Annotated in this window: 15 protein-coding genes; 8 read left to right on the plus strand and 7 right to left on the minus strand. The window is 39.8% G+C overall.

The window, feature by feature from the left end; translation table 11 throughout:
• Nucleotides 1–325: 325 nt before the first annotated feature.
• Nucleotides 326–1,180, plus strand: coding sequence for a phosphate/phosphite/phosphonate ABC transporter substrate-binding protein (locus V7K41_RS07385; RefSeq protein ID WP_334847095.1), 855 nt, complete (start codon nt 326–328; stop codon nt 1,178–1,180).
• Between the two features lie 173 nt (nt 1,181–1,353).
• On the opposite strand, the gene V7K41_RS07390 is transcribed toward V7K41_RS07385, so the two are convergent.
• Nucleotides 1,354–1,731, minus strand: coding sequence for a hypothetical protein (locus V7K41_RS07390; RefSeq protein ID WP_334846857.1), 378 nt, complete (start codon nt 1,729–1,731; stop codon nt 1,354–1,356).
• A 127-nt stretch (nt 1,732–1,858) separates the two neighbouring features.
• On the opposite strand from V7K41_RS07390, the gene V7K41_RS07395 reads away from it, so the two are divergent.
• Nucleotides 1,859–2,047: a hypothetical protein gene (locus tag V7K41_RS07395; RefSeq protein WP_292769464.1), complete on the plus strand. Its 189-nt coding sequence runs from the start codon at nt 1,859–1,861 to the stop codon at nt 2,045–2,047.
• Between the two features lie 78 nt (nt 2,048–2,125).
• Here V7K41_RS07395 and V7K41_RS07400 read toward each other — a convergent pair whose 3' ends face one another.
• The 5 genes from V7K41_RS07400 to V7K41_RS07420 form a co-directional block, all read right to left on the minus strand.
• Complete coding sequence (locus V7K41_RS07400) at nt 2,126–2,896, minus strand: hypothetical protein (protein ID WP_334846859.1); 771 nt, start codon at nt 2,894–2,896, stop codon at nt 2,126–2,128.
• A 630-nt stretch (nt 2,897–3,526) separates the two neighbouring features.
• Complete coding sequence (locus tag V7K41_RS07405; RefSeq protein WP_334846861.1) at nt 3,527–6,268, minus strand: GAF domain-containing sensor histidine kinase; 2,742 nt, start codon at nt 6,266–6,268, stop codon at nt 3,527–3,529.
• 554 nt (nt 6,269–6,822) lie between these two features.
• Nucleotides 6,823–7,293, minus strand: coding sequence for an N-glycosidase (locus V7K41_RS07410; RefSeq protein ID WP_334846862.1), 471 nt, complete (start codon nt 7,291–7,293; stop codon nt 6,823–6,825).
• A 249-nt stretch (nt 7,294–7,542) separates the two neighbouring features.
• Entirely contained in the window at nt 7,543–8,316 is a 774-nt protein-coding gene (locus tag V7K41_RS07415) for an SDR family oxidoreductase (RefSeq protein ID WP_334846864.1), read from the minus strand.
• Between the two features lie 129 nt (nt 8,317–8,445).
• Nucleotides 8,446–9,285 (minus strand): nuclear transport factor 2 family protein, encoded by an 840-nt coding sequence (locus tag V7K41_RS07420; protein ID WP_334846865.1) that lies wholly within the window; start codon nt 9,283–9,285, stop codon nt 8,446–8,448.
• A gap of 84 nt (nt 9,286–9,369) precedes the next feature.
• Between V7K41_RS07420 and murG the strand changes: the two genes are divergently transcribed.
• A complete protein-coding gene (murG, locus tag V7K41_RS07425) occupies nt 9,370–10,443 on the plus strand; it encodes an undecaprenyldiphospho-muramoylpentapeptide beta-N-acetylglucosaminyltransferase (protein WP_334846867.1) in 1,074 nt (357 codons plus the stop codon).
• 60 nt (nt 10,444–10,503) lie between these two features.
• The gene (locus V7K41_RS07430; protein WP_334846869.1) at nt 10,504–11,850 is read left to right on the plus strand and encodes a hypothetical protein; all 1,347 of its coding nucleotides are present in this window, start codon (nt 10,504–10,506) and stop codon (nt 11,848–11,850) included.
• Between the two features lie 23 nt (nt 11,851–11,873).
• On the opposite strand, the gene V7K41_RS07435 is transcribed toward V7K41_RS07430, so the two are convergent.
• Nucleotides 11,874–12,239 (minus strand): VOC family protein, encoded by a 366-nt coding sequence (locus tag V7K41_RS07435; RefSeq protein WP_334846870.1) that lies wholly within the window; start codon nt 12,237–12,239, stop codon nt 11,874–11,876.
• 309 nt (nt 12,240–12,548) lie between these two features.
• Here V7K41_RS07435 and psbA point away from each other — a divergent pair, with 309 nt between their 5' ends.
• From psbA to V7K41_RS07455, 4 genes are all read left to right on the plus strand, one after another.
• Nucleotides 12,549–13,631 (plus strand): photosystem II q(b) protein, encoded by a 1,083-nt coding sequence (gene psbA / locus V7K41_RS07440; protein ID WP_334846872.1) that lies wholly within the window; start codon nt 12,549–12,551, stop codon nt 13,629–13,631.
• Nucleotides 13,632–13,803: 172 nt separating this feature from the next.
• Complete coding sequence (gene aroC / locus V7K41_RS07445; RefSeq protein ID WP_334846874.1) at nt 13,804–14,892, plus strand: chorismate synthase; 1,089 nt, start codon at nt 13,804–13,806, stop codon at nt 14,890–14,892.
• 128 nt (nt 14,893–15,020) lie between these two features.
• A complete protein-coding gene (locus tag V7K41_RS07450) occupies nt 15,021–16,046 on the plus strand; it encodes a hypothetical protein (RefSeq protein ID WP_334846876.1) in 1,026 nt (341 codons plus the stop codon).
• A gap of 147 nt (nt 16,047–16,193) precedes the next feature.
• Entirely contained in the window at nt 16,194–16,814 is a 621-nt protein-coding gene (locus V7K41_RS07455) for a hypothetical protein (protein WP_334846878.1), read from the plus strand.
• The last annotated feature ends 254 nt before the right edge of the window (nt 16,815–17,068 follow it).

A 17,068-nucleotide genomic window follows, 5' to 3' on the forward strand; every position in this document is an offset into this window, starting at 1 on the left:
CAGTATATGGTTTCTGTTTTGGCGGCGGCTCTCCCTAACTCAACTCTCTCATAGAATCCATTTGTCAATAGGGTTTGAGACGCGCTAACCCTGCGAATAATATACTTTCCTTAAAAACTCCAGGTTTGAAAATGGACGAGGTTTAACCTAACTAAGGAAGCTGGTATCTGAGTTTGTCTAATATTTATTTATACCTGTTAGAAAGCATCTCAACAATATTTAAATAAATATTAATTTTTTGTTGCAATGTAACCTATTTAGGCAGCAGTCAAACTTATCTAAATTAGTCCTGAAAGCCAAGTTATTTCTTTAACCATAATTAATGATGTTTTTGCGATTTCCCAGGCGTTTCTTTCTGTTTAATCTGCTAGGTTTGACATTTGCTGCCTGCCAACCACGAAAGGAGTTTGAGGGCACCTTAACTATTGGTGCGATCAACTATGGTGGAGGCGAACAGATTATTAATCAATATGCTAAATTTAATAGTTACTTAGGCGAAAAAACGAACTCATATATTCAGCTAGAGCCTGTTTTTAATGAAAATAGAGCGGTTGAGCGTCTTGAGGCTCGTGCTTGGTCATTAGTATTTGCTCCACCTGGTTTAGCGGCTATTGCGATCGCACGCTACCAATATGTTCCCCTATTTCCTTTAATAGGTATTAGTAATTTGCGTTCCATCTTTGTTGTTCGCAAAGATAATCCGATAACCGACTTGAAACAGCTACAAGGTAAAACAGTGGCTTTAGGACAGCTAGGTTCAGCAACAGGATATTATTTTCCTCTTTACAATCTTTTTGGTACAACACTAGCTGAAATACTATTTGCACCCACACCCAAAGCCGCACTGGAATTGGTTGCTCAAGAAAAAGCGATCGCCTGTGCCGTATCAGAGGCGGAATTAAGTCTCTACGGTTCACAGTTGGCCCCAACTGAATTTCGCATATTATTTAAAGACCCTCATTATGTACCATTAGGTGTGGTCTTGATTGGGCCGAATGTAGAACGTAACCGTCAAGAGTTTATCCGCAAAGTGATGAGTGATTCACCTTCAGGTTTAGCTCAAGAAGTGGGGTATGTACCCAATGGACAAGTACCAGATTACAAATACATGATTTCTATGGTCGATCGGTTAAGCTCAATTAGTTCCAAGCTGCAAAATAAACCTGTTCGTTTATTCTAAGTTAAAGCAATAACAATACTTTCAGCCTTTGTTTTATCTAAAATGCTCATCTAATGCTCAGATACCCTAATTTCAGTATTTAAGCACATTTAATACGTGTTAAACTATACCTATTAATCCATTCACAAAAAAGACCCTTTAAAGGGTCTTGCAGTACTGATTAAAGAATTAACTTATTTACTCAATAATCCAAGTGCTAACTCTAGATACATTTTTGCTTTATGCAAAGCTAGCAGTTTTTCTTGAGTGTACCTATCTGGGTAATTCATGATTCTCCCTTCCATCGTAATTTTGATGAGCGCTGCTTGCTCATCTGTAGGAGCATTCATCTCATCTATAGCGTTACTCAGTGCTTGCATAAAAGCAAAAGTAGGAGGTTTTAACCCTTTACCTGCCTCAAACTGGGATAACGCCATTTGAGGGAATACTATCAAGGATGTAATCCATGAGGTCTTGTACCCTTTATTCCCAGTAGGTTTGATGCCGTAGCGTAAGCATAGCTCACTGAGTTCTTTGATGGTTTTGATTTCTAACTCGGAATGCGTAAACATAAAATAGAGTTACCTCTTGTAAAAGTGGTATCGGTGAGCTACAAGTTTTCCAGACAATATGCTCACCGATTTTAAACTCTAATCGATTGCTAGCAATCGATTCAATCTATATTTACATCTCTAAACAATGCCTAACCCTAGAGGAACTCCTGAAAATTTAGAACCTGGAAAAAGAAAAGGTGATGAACCATTGACTGAGCAAGTGAATTTGCGTGTCACTAAGACAATGAAAGAAGAATTGTCCACTAAGGACGATCCACCAGAATTTTGTCGCCAAGCTATCCAAGAAAAACTAGATAAGGATAAAAAGAAATAATTCCAAAAAACTCACAAATGTTTTAGGAGTGCTATAGTTTTATTTTTGGTAAGTAAGTATTATCTTGTATTATCTTGCTCAAAAAAATAATTTGAATCGTGCTAGCTGGTTTTTAATCGTCTCTGTCAGGATTTTATTCAGTTCTGTAGTGTCTTGGAATTGCAAAATTTGCTGTGTTGGTAAGTCGAAGGGAAATTCACCTTCAAAATCTGGGCGTTGCATTTGCGTTAGTAGAATCTGCTCAGACCGCTTACTTTGGATGGCATAGCCAATCTCAATACAGACATTCGGACTGGGAATTAATTGGACGGTTTCTTTACCATCAATACTAGCAATAGGTGTGGTGTCAGCTATAAATAACAAACTCTTACGGATTTTCCGCATGATTGTGCGGTTAATTCGGAAAGTAGCACCGCTAGGACGAGAGGATTCTACTAATGTTAGGGGAAGACGCGATCGCAAGTTTAAATTGTCCAAACTTTTTCGCAGTTCTTCTTTGAGAATATTCGTCGCTGCGCCATACTCAGTTTGATAGGATAAAAAAATCGTTGGTTCTAACTGAGCCAACACCGCCTGCTTGGTGAAATAAATTTCATGACTAATTAAGTCAATGTTAGAGACGCAATAGCCACCACTACCTTCAATATAAAATTCAATATTTTCCCCTTCCAAATAACGCCCAAACCAAGTTGATGTCTTAACTTCGTCACTGTCTTCCAAAAAGTCTGCTCGCAATGCTGATTTCAGCAGGCTTTTTTTACTTAAACGAATGTCTGGCGGACGTTTTTCCAGTTCTGGAATCGGCTCATAATCCTGTAGATACCACGCTCTGAGCGCAATTATTGACATAAGGCGCTATTTCAACTGTTTCTCGCTATTCAACTTCGTATAATCTTACACCCAGAGGAGGCCCTATTTTAGACTTCTCTTTAAACACAACAACACCCAAACCTCTACTCGCTGAACTATCCCCTCTCCTTGTGTATCCTAGCCAGGGATGTACTAACTTTCGTTACTTTTGTAAACAAGTAATGAAAATCGGCGACAGTGCCCCCTAATCTTCCATCTTTGAGGAAATAGCAGTTTTCGCGTTGGGTGTTGCTGTATTTTGACGAGACAGATGTAAGTTAAACAGCGTCTTATACCTCTTACTAACATTTCACATGCAGCTGTTATATCTGCCAAGGAAGCTTGTTTTCTAGCTTCAACTATCAGATTATCATTTGTGGATAAGAAGAATTTGTTTTGCAACTAAACTTTACTTTTAAATGATTTTTAATCAAATTCAATATATTGCACACTCTAGATAACTGAGAGATATTTTGTTTAGTCTATTCTTAAGAAAATTATCATCGACCTTTTGGATGAATTTAAAAATTACTGAGTCAATTTTTAAGTTTTGAAACTAACAATTGAGCATTGGTCAATAACCAATAGTGATTCTTCGCCTGCTACGTCTTCATCCTCTACTCACTATTGCTAGTTAACTATTTTAGCTGGAGGCTTGATGGGAATCTCAATCCAAAACTCTGTACCTTTGCCAGGTTCTGAAATACACTCCATTATTCCCCCATGTTTTTCGACAATAATCTGATAGCTGATTGCTAGTCCCAATCCTGTTCCCTTACCTACAGGCTTGGTAGTGTAAAACGGATCAAAAATTCGCTTTTTCACATCTTCATTCATTCCAGGCCCGTTGTCAGTAATCCGAATTAACAGACGAGAGTTGTCCGCTGAGACTTTAGTGGAAATCTGGATAGTTGGAATTGGGCATGAGTTATTCTCTTTGTCACCCTGACTTTGCCACTCGCCACTCCCTACTTCCAGAGCATCTATGGCATTGCTGAAAATATTCATGAAGACTTGATTCATTTGGCCGGCATAACATTCCACCAGTGGGATGTTGCCATAATCTTTTACGATCTCAATGCGTGGAAATTCAGCATTTCCTTTCAGCCGATGTTGTAAAATTAATAAGGTGTTGTCAATGCCTTCATGCAGGTCAACACGCTTATTTTCAGCCTCATCCAAGCGAGAAAAATTGCGTAACGATAGCACTATTGAGCGGATGCGATCGGTTCCTACTTGCATTGAGGTCATGATTTTTGGGAGGTCTTCTACCAAAAATTCAAAATCGATTGCTTTGATCGCGGTGCTAATTTCAGTATGAGGATGAGGATAGTGTAGCTGGTAGAGACGTAAAATTTCTAGCAGTTGTTCGGTGTAATCAGTGGCGTGGCACAGGTTCCCGTAGATAAAGTTAACGGGGTTGTTGATTTCGTGGGCGACACCCGCTACCAATTGTCCTAAGCCGGACATTTTTTCGGTCTGAATCAATCTTGTCTGTGTTTCTTGGAGTTCATGTAGGGTATGCTCTAACTGAGCAGCTTGATTTCTGGCTTCAGTTTCGGCCTCAGAGGTTTGTTCGTAGAGTTGTGCTTGTTGAATAGCGATCGCAGCCTGATCTGCTACCTGCTGCAATAAATCAATTTCTATATCCTGCCAATTTCTAGGAGCCTCACACTCGTGGGCAATTAGTAAGCCCCATAGTTCCATACCCATATTAATTGGAACTATTAAGTTTGCTTGCACTTGCAGACTCTGCAAAAACTCTCGATGACAATCACTTAAAGAAGCCGTTGAAAGGTTGTTAATTGCTCTTACCCTACCCTGACAGTATAGACGGGTATACTCATCAGGAAAGCATTCCGGTGGTGGATTCACTCCCAAAACTGACTGCCAAGTGCCATTAATCTCTTCCACAATCACTAATTTAGTCTTTAGGCATAAAATCAGCACTCGGTCTGAATTTAGCAGGGGACGGACTTCCCGAACGATGGATTGCAGAGTTGCCTGCAAGTCCAATGTGCGGCGAATATGCTCTGTCACTTGCTTGATTACTTTGGTAAACATTAATGATTTTTCGAGTTCAGCAGTTTGCTCTTGCACCCGCAGTTCTAGGTTGCCATTCAGGGATTGTACCTGTTTATACATTTGCTGCTGCTGAATTGCCATTGAGAAATGATCGTATAAGGCTTGCGCCAATAAGAAGTCTTCTAACTTCCACTCAGGTGCTTGCCCCTTTTTCTGCTCTCGCCAAACCTCAAAGGAAAGCTGGGGTAACAGTTGTCGCCGATTTTGTTCGCATCGTCCCGCCCACAAGATTTCTGTTTCAAATTCAGAGCGAAAAATACTTAATACACCGATAAATTTTTCGCGGTAATGTAGGGGAATCACCATGAGTCCGCGAATTTGAGTAGAACGGAATGCTAAAGCCAAAACTCGCAAACATGATTCTTTATAGAGGTCAGTAGTTGCCCAAATATTACCTTGTTGAAACTCAGCCATCCAGTTTTCCCAAATAGGATGCTGTTCGAGAATACTGTTATCTAACTCGTAGGAGAGTGTTGGTTGGTCGCCCCAGGTGTATAGTTCTTGACTCTCTGCAATGTAAAGCCTGCCACCTACTCCACACAAGGCAGTAATAACTTCTTCTAGTGCTGCTTGTAATTGGATTGTCGGCAGTTTATGCAATAGTGTGGTGACTCGATTAATAGTAGCTTCTCGCTTTTGCTTGGCTTGAGCTTCAGTGAGTAGATTACTTTGAGCGATCGCGATCGCTACTTGGTCAGCAACTTGCTGCAATACTTTTAGTTGCCGCTTCAAAATCTTTTGCGGTTCACTGTGGTGAGCTACCAACAATCCCCATAATTTAGGCTTTGCCAATGGTTCTTGTGGGTCGCAATCTAAAATTGGTACTACCAACGAAGACTGCACACCCATTGCTTTTAGGTATTGAATATGGCACTGGTCTACTTGACGATAGTAGATATTAGTTTCTAGACGTTTGCCAGTTTCTTTTGACTGTAGAGGCGATAGCCCAATCTTCTCATTTGCCACATCGACAATCGAACGTTGCCCCGCTAACAAAAACATCTCTCTGGCGGCTTCTGGAATATCATCAGCTGGGAAGCGTTGACCCAATAAGGATGGCAGACGTTGCTCATGAATAGATTCTGCAATGACTTCACCACTACCATCAGCATCAAAGCGATACACTTTCACGCGATCTGCACCCAAAAATAAACGCACTTCGCTAACAGTAGTCGTTAATATCTCTTGAAGGTCGAGCGATCGCCTGATCTGTTTTGTCATCCGGTGCAGTAAACTTTCTCGATCGAAGTTTTGCTGCAACTCGTTTGGTTTGTACCTACGTATCATTGTTTATATATACCATTATAAAAGTATAATTTTTTATATACTTGTCCCTGATAAGAATTGTCAACTCATAATGCTTTGATTTTCATCCTATTTCAATAAATTCTTGCTACTAATGCATTGCTAATGGCATACATATATTACAAATATTTTTGGAAATGGATTCGAGGATGTTTGAAAAGTAACAGATATTTTGCTTGTTCCCTGTAGCCCTTATAAAGTGGATTTAGGGGAAATAGAAAACCGCTGTATCATTAAATACTTACCTAATTTCATCCCAAGTCTAAAGTTAAGAAATTTTTAATCATTGACATTTACTAATTTTATATTCTCAATCATTAAACTATTCCAGTAATTTTACTTAATTTAAATCTGGAATAATTTCTTGAAATTAAAAATATTTTCTTAACATTTTTGCCCATTAATTCAATTAATTCAAACTTCTTCAAAGCAATAACTAAATTATTAGTAATTTTTTAAAATATTTTTTGTTGGGGAATTTTATTATTCCCCGTCTAATTGCTGACTTTATATTGAACGTAACTATTTTGATTAAATTATTCGTAAATTACTGTTAAAGATAGTAAATTACGAATTTCTTCACGCACACTCATGAGAGTTTTACCGAGATGGTTTTGACCGCTTTTATTAGCACCACAGCCCCAAAAAGAATCGGTTGGGGAGTTTTCAACCAAAATCTCATCACCTGTCTTCAGGAGAACTTCTCTAATATCGGCATGAGTGAGAAACTTTTTGAGTACAGCTTCTCGCATAATTTGAGTTTTGACCAAATCCCAGTCTCGTCGGAGTTGGCGAGTACTACATCTTCCCAAAGTGGCAGCTTCTTCTGGGGTGGCGGCAGCATGGATAAGAGGTATAATTGCCGCATCTGTGCTGCCGACAAACTTTTGCGCTTGATAATAATGCTCAACCGTTGGCCAGTAAGCAGCCTCGATGTGGATTCCGTGGAGAGAAAAGTTAGAAAAACAGCCATAAGGCTGCCAAACCTTATAAAAGTAAATGGTCATTTGAAAATTGCTCTTTTATATATCAATTTCACTCTAGCTGAGTAGGTAAAGCCTTAACAAACTCTCTAGACGTAAACTGAAACATATACTGTAAAACTTTAGATATTTGGTGAAATTAAATATGCGTTATCCAGAACCCTTGTAGAGACGTAGCACTACTACGTCTCTACATTTTTTCTACCAAATGTCTCTTGAGTAGAGTAAGTGAAAGGGGTAAGTTCTTTTAGAATGGTATGAGATAGGTTAGTTTTATGTTCGTCGATTAACTAGGGTAGCGCTAGCTTGGTCAACAGGCATTAGCACAACTTCATTAATATTTACATGGGGCGATCGCGTTACACAGAAAAATATTACATCAGCTACATCATCTGCTGTTAGGGGTGTAACTCCCTGGTAGACTTTATTGGCGCGTTCAGTATTTCCGTGAAAGCGCACCTCGCTAAATTCCGTTTCTACCATACCAGGGTCAACGGAGGTTATACGTACTCGCGTACCCAAAAGGTCTTGTTTTAAACCTTCAGAAATTGCTCTGACAGCAGCTTTGGTAGCACAGTAGACATTACCACCGGGATAGGTTTGATGTCCGGCGATGGAACCTAAATTTACCACATGACCGCGATCGCGACTTACCATTCCCGGAACAACATAGCGGGAGACATAAAGTAAACCTTTAACGTTAGTATCAATCATGTCTTCCCAGTCTTGAAAGCTGCCTTCGTGCAACTTGTCTAAACCACGACTTAGACCAGCATTATTAATGAGAATGTCAATGTCAGACCAGGCAGAGGGTAGAGTCGCAATGGCAGATTCAACAGCATTGCGATCGCGTACATCTAGCTGTAATAAATGAATTTCAGTACTAAAATCTTTACTAAGGGTATCTGCTAGCTGCTGCAAACGTTCTAACCTTCGTGCTGCTAACATCAGTTTTGCACCTGCACCAGCAAAGATTTTTGCACAAGCAGTACCGATACCACTACTTGCACCAGTGATCAAAATGATTTGATTTTGTAAGGAAGTCATTAGGATAGTTAGGAGTGAGGAGTTAACAGTTATGAATTATGAATTAGCACAAGTTTCATCGTTCATAATTTATCATCAGTCGGTCTATAACTCCTAACTCCTATAGAGACGCGATTAATCGCGTTTTTACTACTTCTTCACCACTTGCAGGCGCTGAGTTACCATTGTCATTCCATTACCTCGCAGGATGACAGCAGAAACCCATTGGCTACCTGGGGTAGATGGTGCTTGTCCCGTTTTAAACAGTCCGCCAGATGTTAGTAATTCTAAATCCACGGGTGTAGGATTAAGAAATTTATCTGGTTGGATAGATTCTTCTAACGCCGTTCCTAGTAAAAAATCATCCCCAAGTGGCTGTTGAACGATCGCATCAAAACTATATTTCTGACCGACTTGCACTTGCTGGGGTAATTTAATATCAATTTGGGGCGGATTGCTACCAGAAGTTAGCAGGGTGCGTTCTGACAAAATGTCTTGGCGGACTATTTTTCCGCCTTCAATGCGCTGACGCGATTTAATCGTCGCATTGAGAGCTAACTTATTACCGTTACCGGAGGGTAAGCCAGTTATCTTCGTTTCTGTTTCAGCAATAATCCCATTGGCTTCAGGTTTTGAAGATAGCAGTTTCGTACTGTATTGCAATTTCGGATATCGTTGCCAAAGTGAAGTCAAAGACTTTTCTAGGGTTTGGAGGTTTAATCCATCGCCATGAGTGAAATTGGGACTATAGAATTGCAACACCCCTTTGACATCGCCTCGGCTGGCGGCGGTATCAACTTGTGTCAATAGATTTTTCAGATTGGCTGGTGCATTTTGGGGTGTAGTGGCTTGGGATAATTGCTGTGGTGTCGTCGCCTGAGTACGTTGCCAACCACTTGTTAAACCAATGGTCAGCAAGACCGAAACTAGCCAGATATTTGCTGGAAATCTGAGTTGGCGTTTCACTAAGGCGGTAATAATGTTAGTCATTGGTAAGAGTTTACTGATTTGATTAGAGAAAGTAAGCAAATTGTTTTATCTTAGTTAAGCTAGACGCTAAACGGTAGAGGTTTGATGGCAAACGCACCGATACGATTATTAATAGCTGCCAGTGGGACTGGTGGACATTTGTTTCCAGCGATCGCCCTGGCCCAAAAACTTCCAGATTATCAAATAGAATGGCTGGGAGTACCCAATCGGCTAGAAACTCAACTTGTCCCCAAACAGTATCCCTTGAATACTATTGCAGTTGAAGGGTTTCAGCAAGGGTTTGGACTTTCCTCGATTCGCATTTTGGGTAAACTTGCCCTTTCGATTCTAGAAGTCAGACGAATTCTCAAACAGGGAAATTTTCAAGGGGTGTTTACCACAGGGGGTTACATTGCCGGGCCAGCCGTCATTGCGGCGCGTTCTCTCGGTTTACCCGTGATTTTCCACGAATCTAACGCCTTACCTGGTAAAGTTACTCGCTTTTTTGGCCCTTGGTGTAGTGCGGTAGCCTTGGGATTTGAAGTAGCTGCTAAGTATTTGCCCCGTGCCAAAAATGTCTATGTTGGTACTCCCGTAAGAGCGCAATTTCTTGATGGAGCAATTAATGCACCACTGGATTTAGGTATTCCTGATGGTGTTCCTTTAATTGTTGTTTTTGGCGGTAGCCAAGGTGCAATTGCAATCAATAAGTTGGTGCGCGAATCTGCAAAAGCTTGGTTTGATGCTGGTGTTTATGTAGTACACTTAACTGGCGATCGCGATCCGGAAGCAGATAGTCTCAAACATCCACAGTACATAGCCTTACCTTTTTACAACAATATGGCAGCGTTGTTGCAACGAGCAACTCTTGCTATTAGCCGTTCTGGCGCAGGTAGCTTGACAGAATTGGCAGTGTGTGGAACCCCAGCGATTTTGATTCCTTACCCCTTTGCCGCAGAAGACCATCAATCATACAATGCAGACGTATTTACAAAAGCGGGTGCAGCATTAACGTTGAAGCAATCTGAGTTGACGACTGAAGTATTGCAAAGTAATGTGTTGAATTTATTGCAGTCACCTCAAGAGTTAGCAAAAATGGGGGAAAAAGCAAAAGCGATCGCAGCTCCTGATAGTGCCGAAAAATTGGCGCAGTTAGTGCGTGAGGTGATAGAAACTTAAACAATTCAAAATTCATGCATTGAAAATAGTAAGAGACAATAGGAATTTATTTTCCAAGTTATGAATATTTTATTTAAGCAAAAATTTCGTCTCACAATAGGTTGTGCTGGTTTGTTACTTGTCAGTTTAGCCAGTAGCCATATATTTACTCAGCCAAAAATTAAACAGCTAGCCGAACAAGATCGGTCTTTTAATAATCAGCAAGAAAATTTTGTCCCACTTCAATCAGAGATTTCCTTTACTTCAAATCAAGTTCCTGATCCAATTAACTTAAAGTTTCAAAATCATTTTTTAAATCAACAAATATCTGAAGAATTTTTAGGCAAGCAAAACTATTTTTTATCTCAGCATCATCTCTTAGCAGCATCTGCACCCTATTCAGTTGTCGATGAATTCAAAAAATACAAATTTAGTATTAATGGCAGCCAGATTGCTACTTCAGTAAAACTACCAAACAGTAAGGTTAACTTCAATCAAGGAGATTTATTAACCGTTCTCGTTAATACTAGAAAATATTTTCAAGATTATGCTTCAGAAGACCCAGATATTATGCGTACAGGAGTGCTTGCTACTCAAGGAGTTACTGTAGCAGATGTCCTCAAAACTTTGGATTTCATGATTGCTGTTTTGAAAGAGGATATTGCTAATAATCGGGCTACTCGTTTACAAGACTCTAAATTTATTAATACCAATTTTCGAGTTATCAAATGGTCTGCCTACAACCCCAAAACTAAACAGCAAAAACAATTACGAATTACCAAATATGCTGTTTTTACTCACTCTGGTTCCCGCAAGAAAACCTCTACTTTTAATATACCAATTTATAGCTTAAAAGAAAACTCTAATAACGATAAGTTCTACACTCGCTACACAAAGCAAGATGTTTTGTCTGGTATTTATGAACCAGGGGGTAGAGAATTTGGAAAAGTTACCACTCTTGCTTATCTAACCAGAAATGGCTTAGAAGAAGCAATTATGGAAGGAACAATCCTGATTAATTTTACAGATGGTTATAAGGCATTTTTTAATGTAGATAGAAACAATGGAATGGCTTATATCCGTGGATTAAAGGCAACAGCACAAAAGCGTTATTGGTATTTTAGAGAAGTTGATGCTATTAAAGGCTATGGATACAAAATAGATGCAAAAATTTCTATCAAACCTGGAGTGACTTTTGCTGGAGATGTTTTGAATATCGGTTTAGGTAAAGTTATTGTAATTGAGCATAATCAAGGTGGTCGTAAACATCTGCAAATGGGAGTCATCGCAGATACAGGCGGAGCATTTTTACCCAATCTTTATCAGCTCGATTTTTTAGCAGGTATTTTTCAGAATAAAAAAGAATTTGGGCAGAATATCAGCCAATTACCAGACTATGCTACAGCATATTTTTTAGTCAAGAAGTAATGCATTGACCTGATGTCAAAAATCTATGCACGGGTTAACAATTCTAAGTTATGGCCATTAAAGTCATAGAAATAGAAGCCACGACCTTCATTCCAGTGGTTAATTTGTCCTTTATTCTGATGCATGGGGTCGCTAGTGTATTCAATACCTACCTCTTTGACGCGTGCAAAAATTGCATCAAATTCTTCATCACTGACATGGAACGCATAATGATGTGGCTCAAACGCTTCAGCGTCAGCGAAGTCGAGCGTTAATGCATCATTTATATGCACAGCAGCGAAGTGACCAACGGGAAGCTCGACCTCTAAACCAAAAATTTTTGCAAAGAACCGCGCCGATACCTCTTTCTCATGTACGGGCACTATGGTGTGATTTAGAGTAATTGTCATGTCACACCTCCCCTCCTAATTTTGGTAGTAATCCATATCAACTCTCTATTTAGAGTTGATCGCAACAATGTTCCTTTCTATTTTATCTTTTCAGCGCTAACACCAGAGTAAATATATCGAAATTCTGTGTTCGCTGTATTTGGAACAACCGCAAACACTAAAACACAACGCTTCAATAAGCAAACCTAATGACTTACATCAGGTTTACTGAAGTAATAAAACTTGATTAAAAATTGTAAAGCAGTGTAAAGTAGTTTCACAGGCAAAAACAAAACCGCCTGATTCATAAATAACCGCAATCATAAAACAATGACAACAGCCTTACAACGTCGCGAAAGCGCCAACGTATGGGATCGATTCTGCGAATGGATCACCAGCACCAACAACCGGATCTACATCGGTTGGTTCGGCGTAGTAATGATCCCCACCTTACTAGCAGCTACCGCTTGCTTCGTAATCGCCTTCATCGCCGCACCTCCAGTAGACATCGATGGTATCCGCGAACCAGTAGCAGGTTCCTTGATTTACGGAAACAACATCATCTCTGGTGCAGTAGTACCTTCCTCCAACGCCATCGGTTTGCACTTCTACCCAATTTGGGAAGCAGCATCTCTTGATGAGTGGTTGTACAACGGCGGTCCTTACCAACTGGTAATCTTCCACTTCCTGATTGGCGTATTCTGCTACATGGGTCGTGAATGGGAACTATCCTACCGCTTAGGAATGCGCCCTTGGATTGCGATCGCATACTCAGCACCAGTAGCAGCAGCAAGTGCAGTATTCTTGGTATACCCCATCGGACAAGGTTCATTCTCTGATGGTATGCCTTTGGGAATAAGCGGAACATTCAACTTCATGATTGTGTTCCAAGCAGAACACAACATCTTGATGCACCCCTTCCACCAATTAGGTGTAGCAGGTGTATTTGGCGGAAGTTTGTTCAGTGCAATGCACGGATCACTAGTAACTTCTTCTTTGGTTCGTGAAACCACCGAAACCGAGTCCCTTAACTACGGTTACAAATTCGGTCAAGAAGAAGAAACCTACAACATCGTTGCAGCCCACGGCTACTTCGGTCGTCTAATCTTCCAATACGCTTCTTTCAACAACAGCCGTTCATTGCACTTCTTCTTAGCAGCATGGCCTGTAATCGGTATCTGGTTCACCGCCTTGGGTGTCAGCACAATGGCGTTCAACTTGAACGGTTTCAACTTCAACCAATCAATCATTGATTCTGAAGGTCGTGTCATCAGCACCTGGGCAGATGTAATCAACCGCGCTAACCTGGGTATGGAAGTAATGCACGAGCGTAACGCTCACAACTTCCCCTTAGATTTGGCTGCTGGTGATGTTGCTCCTGTAGCTCTAACTGCTCCTGCTATCAACGGTTAATTCTGAAGTTTAGCTAAGTGAGAAAGCGCCTTCTGGTAACGGAGGGCGCTTTCTTATTTGTATAGGTAAAAGATAGGCTATACGTCAAATATTCCAAGTGCCAAAGCATAAAATTAACTTTTGCACAAACTCTAGGTAAAATACATAAGCCTCATCCTTTTTCTTTAAGATCATGGGCAACACTTTTGGTCATCTATTTCGTATAACTACTTTTGGTGAATCTCACGGCGGTGGTGTGGGGGTTGTGATTGATGGTTGTCCTCCGCAACTAGAAATTTCGGCGGAAGAAATTCAAGTAGAATTAGATAGAAGGCGTCCGGGACAAAGTAAAATTACCACACCTCGCAAAGAAGCCGATACCTGCGAGATTTTATCAGGTGTGTTTGAAGGCAAAACACTAGGAACACCTATAGGGATTTTGGTACGGAACAAAGACGCTCGGTCGCAAGACTACGACGAGATGGCCGAGAAGTATCGCCCTTCTCATGCAGATGCAACTTATGATGCAAAATATGGCATTCGTAATTGGCAAGGCGGGGGTAGGTCGTCAGCGCGTGAGACAATTGGCAGAGTAGCAGCAGGTGCGATCGCTAAAAAAATTCTCCGTCAAGTTGCCAATATTGAAGTTATCGGTTATGTCAAGCGCATCAAGGACTTGGAAGGTGTAGTCGATCCAAATACTGTCACCTTAGAACAAGTGGAAAGCAACATCGTTCGCTGTCCTGATGCTGAATGTAGCGATCGCATGATTGAATTAATTGAGCAAGTTGGGAGACTTGGTGATTCTATCGGCGGTGTCGTAGAATGTGTAGCTCGTAATGTGCCGAAAGGTTTGGGCGAACCAGTATTTGATAAATTGGAAGCTGATATCGCTAAAGGTGTGATGTCTCTCCCTGCTAGCAAAGGCTTTGAAATTGGTTCCGGTTTCGGAGGGACGCTGTTAACGGGAATTGAGCATAACGACGAATATTATATTGATGAAAATGGTGAAATTCGCACTGTAACTAACCGTTCTGGTGGTATTCAGGGGGGAATTTCCAACGGGGAAAATATCATTTTACGAGTTGCATTTAAGCCGACAGCAACAATTAGAAAAGAGCAAAAAACAGTAACTCGTGAAGGTGAAGAAACGCTATTGGCTGCGAAAGGACGACACGATCCTTGTGTGTTACCGCGTGCAGTTCCAATGGTTGAGGCGATGGTAGCACTGGTATTGTGTGACCATTTATTACGACATCATGGACAGTGTAAGGTGTTGTAAGGATTACACTTTGACTTTCAGAAAATATTTATGCTTCAAGGGTGGGTTTCTGACTCGCCCTTTTTTACTGGTATTGTTATAGTAGCGGATAACACATTTAACTATGTGCGATCGCATCTACTATCAATATGGATAAAGAGTCTCAAAATCGGTTAAAACACTTTGCTGCTTTAAAGTCCAAGTACCAAGCAACTCAATATCAAGATTCATCACCCACTAGTCTGTTGTATCTCATACTACGAAAACTTGACTTAGGAATTGAACTCCTTGACTTAGAATCTAATTGGTTGAGAGAATCTCGGCTTGAGGAGACTTTAGAAGCTATCAAGCAAAACCAGAAATATAAAGTACAAGAATTTGGAAATTTAGAATTTGAATTCTCCAAATTGAAGTCTAAGTACAAAGTTACAAGTTATAACGCTTCCTGGCAATCTAGTCATCTCTATTTCATTCTTTTGAAACTGGAGTCAGGAAATTTCCTTACTGATTCAGAGGTTAAATGGCTAAGAGCAAATGGTTTAGATGAAACCAATAAAATTGCTCAAGAGGTAAAATTATTTAGTCAACTTAAATCTAAATATAAAGCTACTCAATATCAAGACTTATATCCTGATAGTCCACTTTATCAAATTCTCAAAAAATTAGAGTTAACAGAACGTTTAAGTAATTCTGAATATAATTGGTTGATCGATTACCAACTTTTGGAAACAGCAGAAATTTTTAAACAACAAGAGTCAGTAAAAGAAGCTGACTTTGCTCAGTTAAGAGATAAATATCAAGCGAATCTAGACTATGATTTATCATTATCCAGTCCACTATATCCAATATTGCAAAATATTGATGCAAACAAAAATTTGCGTGAGTCAGAAATTAAGTGGTTGGAACAGCAAGGACTTAGCGAAACTATTTCCATTGCTCAATATCTGAAAGAAACACGAGAGTTTGCTACTTTGAGAGCTAAGTATAAAGTAACTCATTATAAGGATTCATCGCCTAAGAGTTACCTGTATAAAATTCTCAAAAGGCTTGAGTTGTCCAATCAGTTAGGTGAACAGGATATTAACTTTCTCAAAAAACGCAAGCTGACTGAGATTATAGAAATTGCAAATGAAAAATACATCTCTATCCTAAAATCTAAGATAGATTTGGGATAACTACTTAATGAATCAGAAATTGATTGGCTACAAAATAATAGACGTGAAGATATCATTATTCTCGCTCAACAAAAGCACTTCGCTATTCTCAAAAGAAAATATGGATTGATAGATCCTTCACTTCCGCTAGAGCAATTTTATGCGATCATGGTCAAATTAGAGAAAAAAGAACGACTAGATCCTAAGTTGGTTTTGCAGCTTATGGAAGAGGAACTATTATCTCCTGGCGGGAAAATTGCTCTTGCGTATTACAGACTAGAAGCAGAGTTTTATGAACAGGAATTTCACCGCACTGGAAATAAATGGGATATTCCCACTGCTAGTAGTTATTGGCGCAAAGCAGATGAACCTGAACAGGCATTAAAACTTACTAACTTAGACTTAAGCAAAATCAGAGAAAGCAAGCTAAAGTCAGCAATTTCAGTTACTAGAGGTGCAGCATTCAGAGATATGGATAACTTAGCTGATGCAGAGATTTGTGCGAAAAAAGCTATGGAGTATCACCCTGATAGTCATCAACCTTATACCTTAATGGGTGCTATATATTATGACAAAGGTGACTATCCAAAAGGAGATTATTGGTTTGATCAAGCAATCGACCGTGGGGCTGAACCTGAAGATATAGATGCTGAAAGGAAACGAGTAATCAGGAGTACAAAAGATGAGAAAAAACGGCACGAAGCAGCAGAATATTTACTAAAAAAAGATTCACAACGATATGCTTGGGCTAAGGCTTATCTCAAAAAATCGTCAGACAATCGCAAATAAACTGGTTTGCATCACCAAACTACTAACATGACCAGATTTATTCACGACTAACTTGCCAAACTATCACCAGAAGACTTTACGCCTTTACTATTGCAGTTATCCCATGAAGAATTAATTAATCGCTTTTGCTAGTGTCAATCACATATCCTTTAATGATTAGCGTAGAGCTTAAAGGAGAAGGGAACAGAGTCAAACTCTTTTCCCTTTTTCTTTTTTATACTTTCTTCTTCACGTTAAAATGTAAAATATAAGAC

This window comes from Nostoc sp., assembly GCF_036917415.1.
GTDB lineage: Bacteria > Cyanobacteriota > Cyanobacteriia > Cyanobacteriales > Nostocaceae > Nostoc.

What these genes read in the sequence shown, in the direction of transcription:
- V7K41_RS07385 (WP_334847095.1), top strand. Translation starts at nt 326, where the DNA reads ATGTTTTTGCGATTTCCCAGGCGTTTCTTTCTGTTTAATCTGCTAGGT.
- V7K41_RS07390 (WP_334846857.1), bottom strand. Translation starts at nt 1,731, where the DNA reads ATGTTTACGCATTCCGAGTTAGAAATCAAAACCATCAAAGAACTCAGT.
- V7K41_RS07395 (WP_292769464.1), top strand. Translation starts at nt 1,859, where the DNA reads ATGCCTAACCCTAGAGGAACTCCTGAAAATTTAGAACCTGGAAAAAGA.
- V7K41_RS07400 (WP_334846859.1), bottom strand. Translation starts at nt 2,896, where the DNA reads ATGTCAATAATTGCGCTCAGAGCGTGGTATCTACAGGATTATGAGCCG.
- V7K41_RS07405 (WP_334846861.1), bottom strand. Translation starts at nt 6,268, where the DNA reads ATGATACGTAGGTACAAACCAAACGAGTTGCAGCAAAACTTCGATCGA.
- V7K41_RS07410 (WP_334846862.1), bottom strand. Translation starts at nt 7,293, where the DNA reads ATGACCATTTACTTTTATAAGGTTTGGCAGCCTTATGGCTGTTTTTCT.
- V7K41_RS07415 (WP_334846864.1), bottom strand. Translation starts at nt 8,316, where the DNA reads ATGACTTCCTTACAAAATCAAATCATTTTGATCACTGGTGCAAGTAGT.
- V7K41_RS07420 (WP_334846865.1), bottom strand. Translation starts at nt 9,285, where the DNA reads ATGACTAACATTATTACCGCCTTAGTGAAACGCCAACTCAGATTTCCA.
- murG (WP_334846867.1), top strand. Translation starts at nt 9,370, where the DNA reads ATGGCAAACGCACCGATACGATTATTAATAGCTGCCAGTGGGACTGGT.
- V7K41_RS07430 (WP_334846869.1), top strand. Translation starts at nt 10,504, where the DNA reads ATGAATATTTTATTTAAGCAAAAATTTCGTCTCACAATAGGTTGTGCT.
- V7K41_RS07435 (WP_334846870.1), bottom strand. Translation starts at nt 12,239, where the DNA reads ATGACAATTACTCTAAATCACACCATAGTGCCCGTACATGAGAAAGAG.
- psbA (WP_334846872.1), top strand. Translation starts at nt 12,549, where the DNA reads ATGACAACAGCCTTACAACGTCGCGAAAGCGCCAACGTATGGGATCGA.
- aroC (WP_334846874.1), top strand. Translation starts at nt 13,804, where the DNA reads ATGGGCAACACTTTTGGTCATCTATTTCGTATAACTACTTTTGGTGAA.
- V7K41_RS07450 (WP_334846876.1), top strand. Translation starts at nt 15,021, where the DNA reads ATGGATAAAGAGTCTCAAAATCGGTTAAAACACTTTGCTGCTTTAAAG.
- V7K41_RS07455 (WP_334846878.1), top strand. Translation starts at nt 16,194, where the DNA reads ATGGTCAAATTAGAGAAAAAAGAACGACTAGATCCTAAGTTGGTTTTG.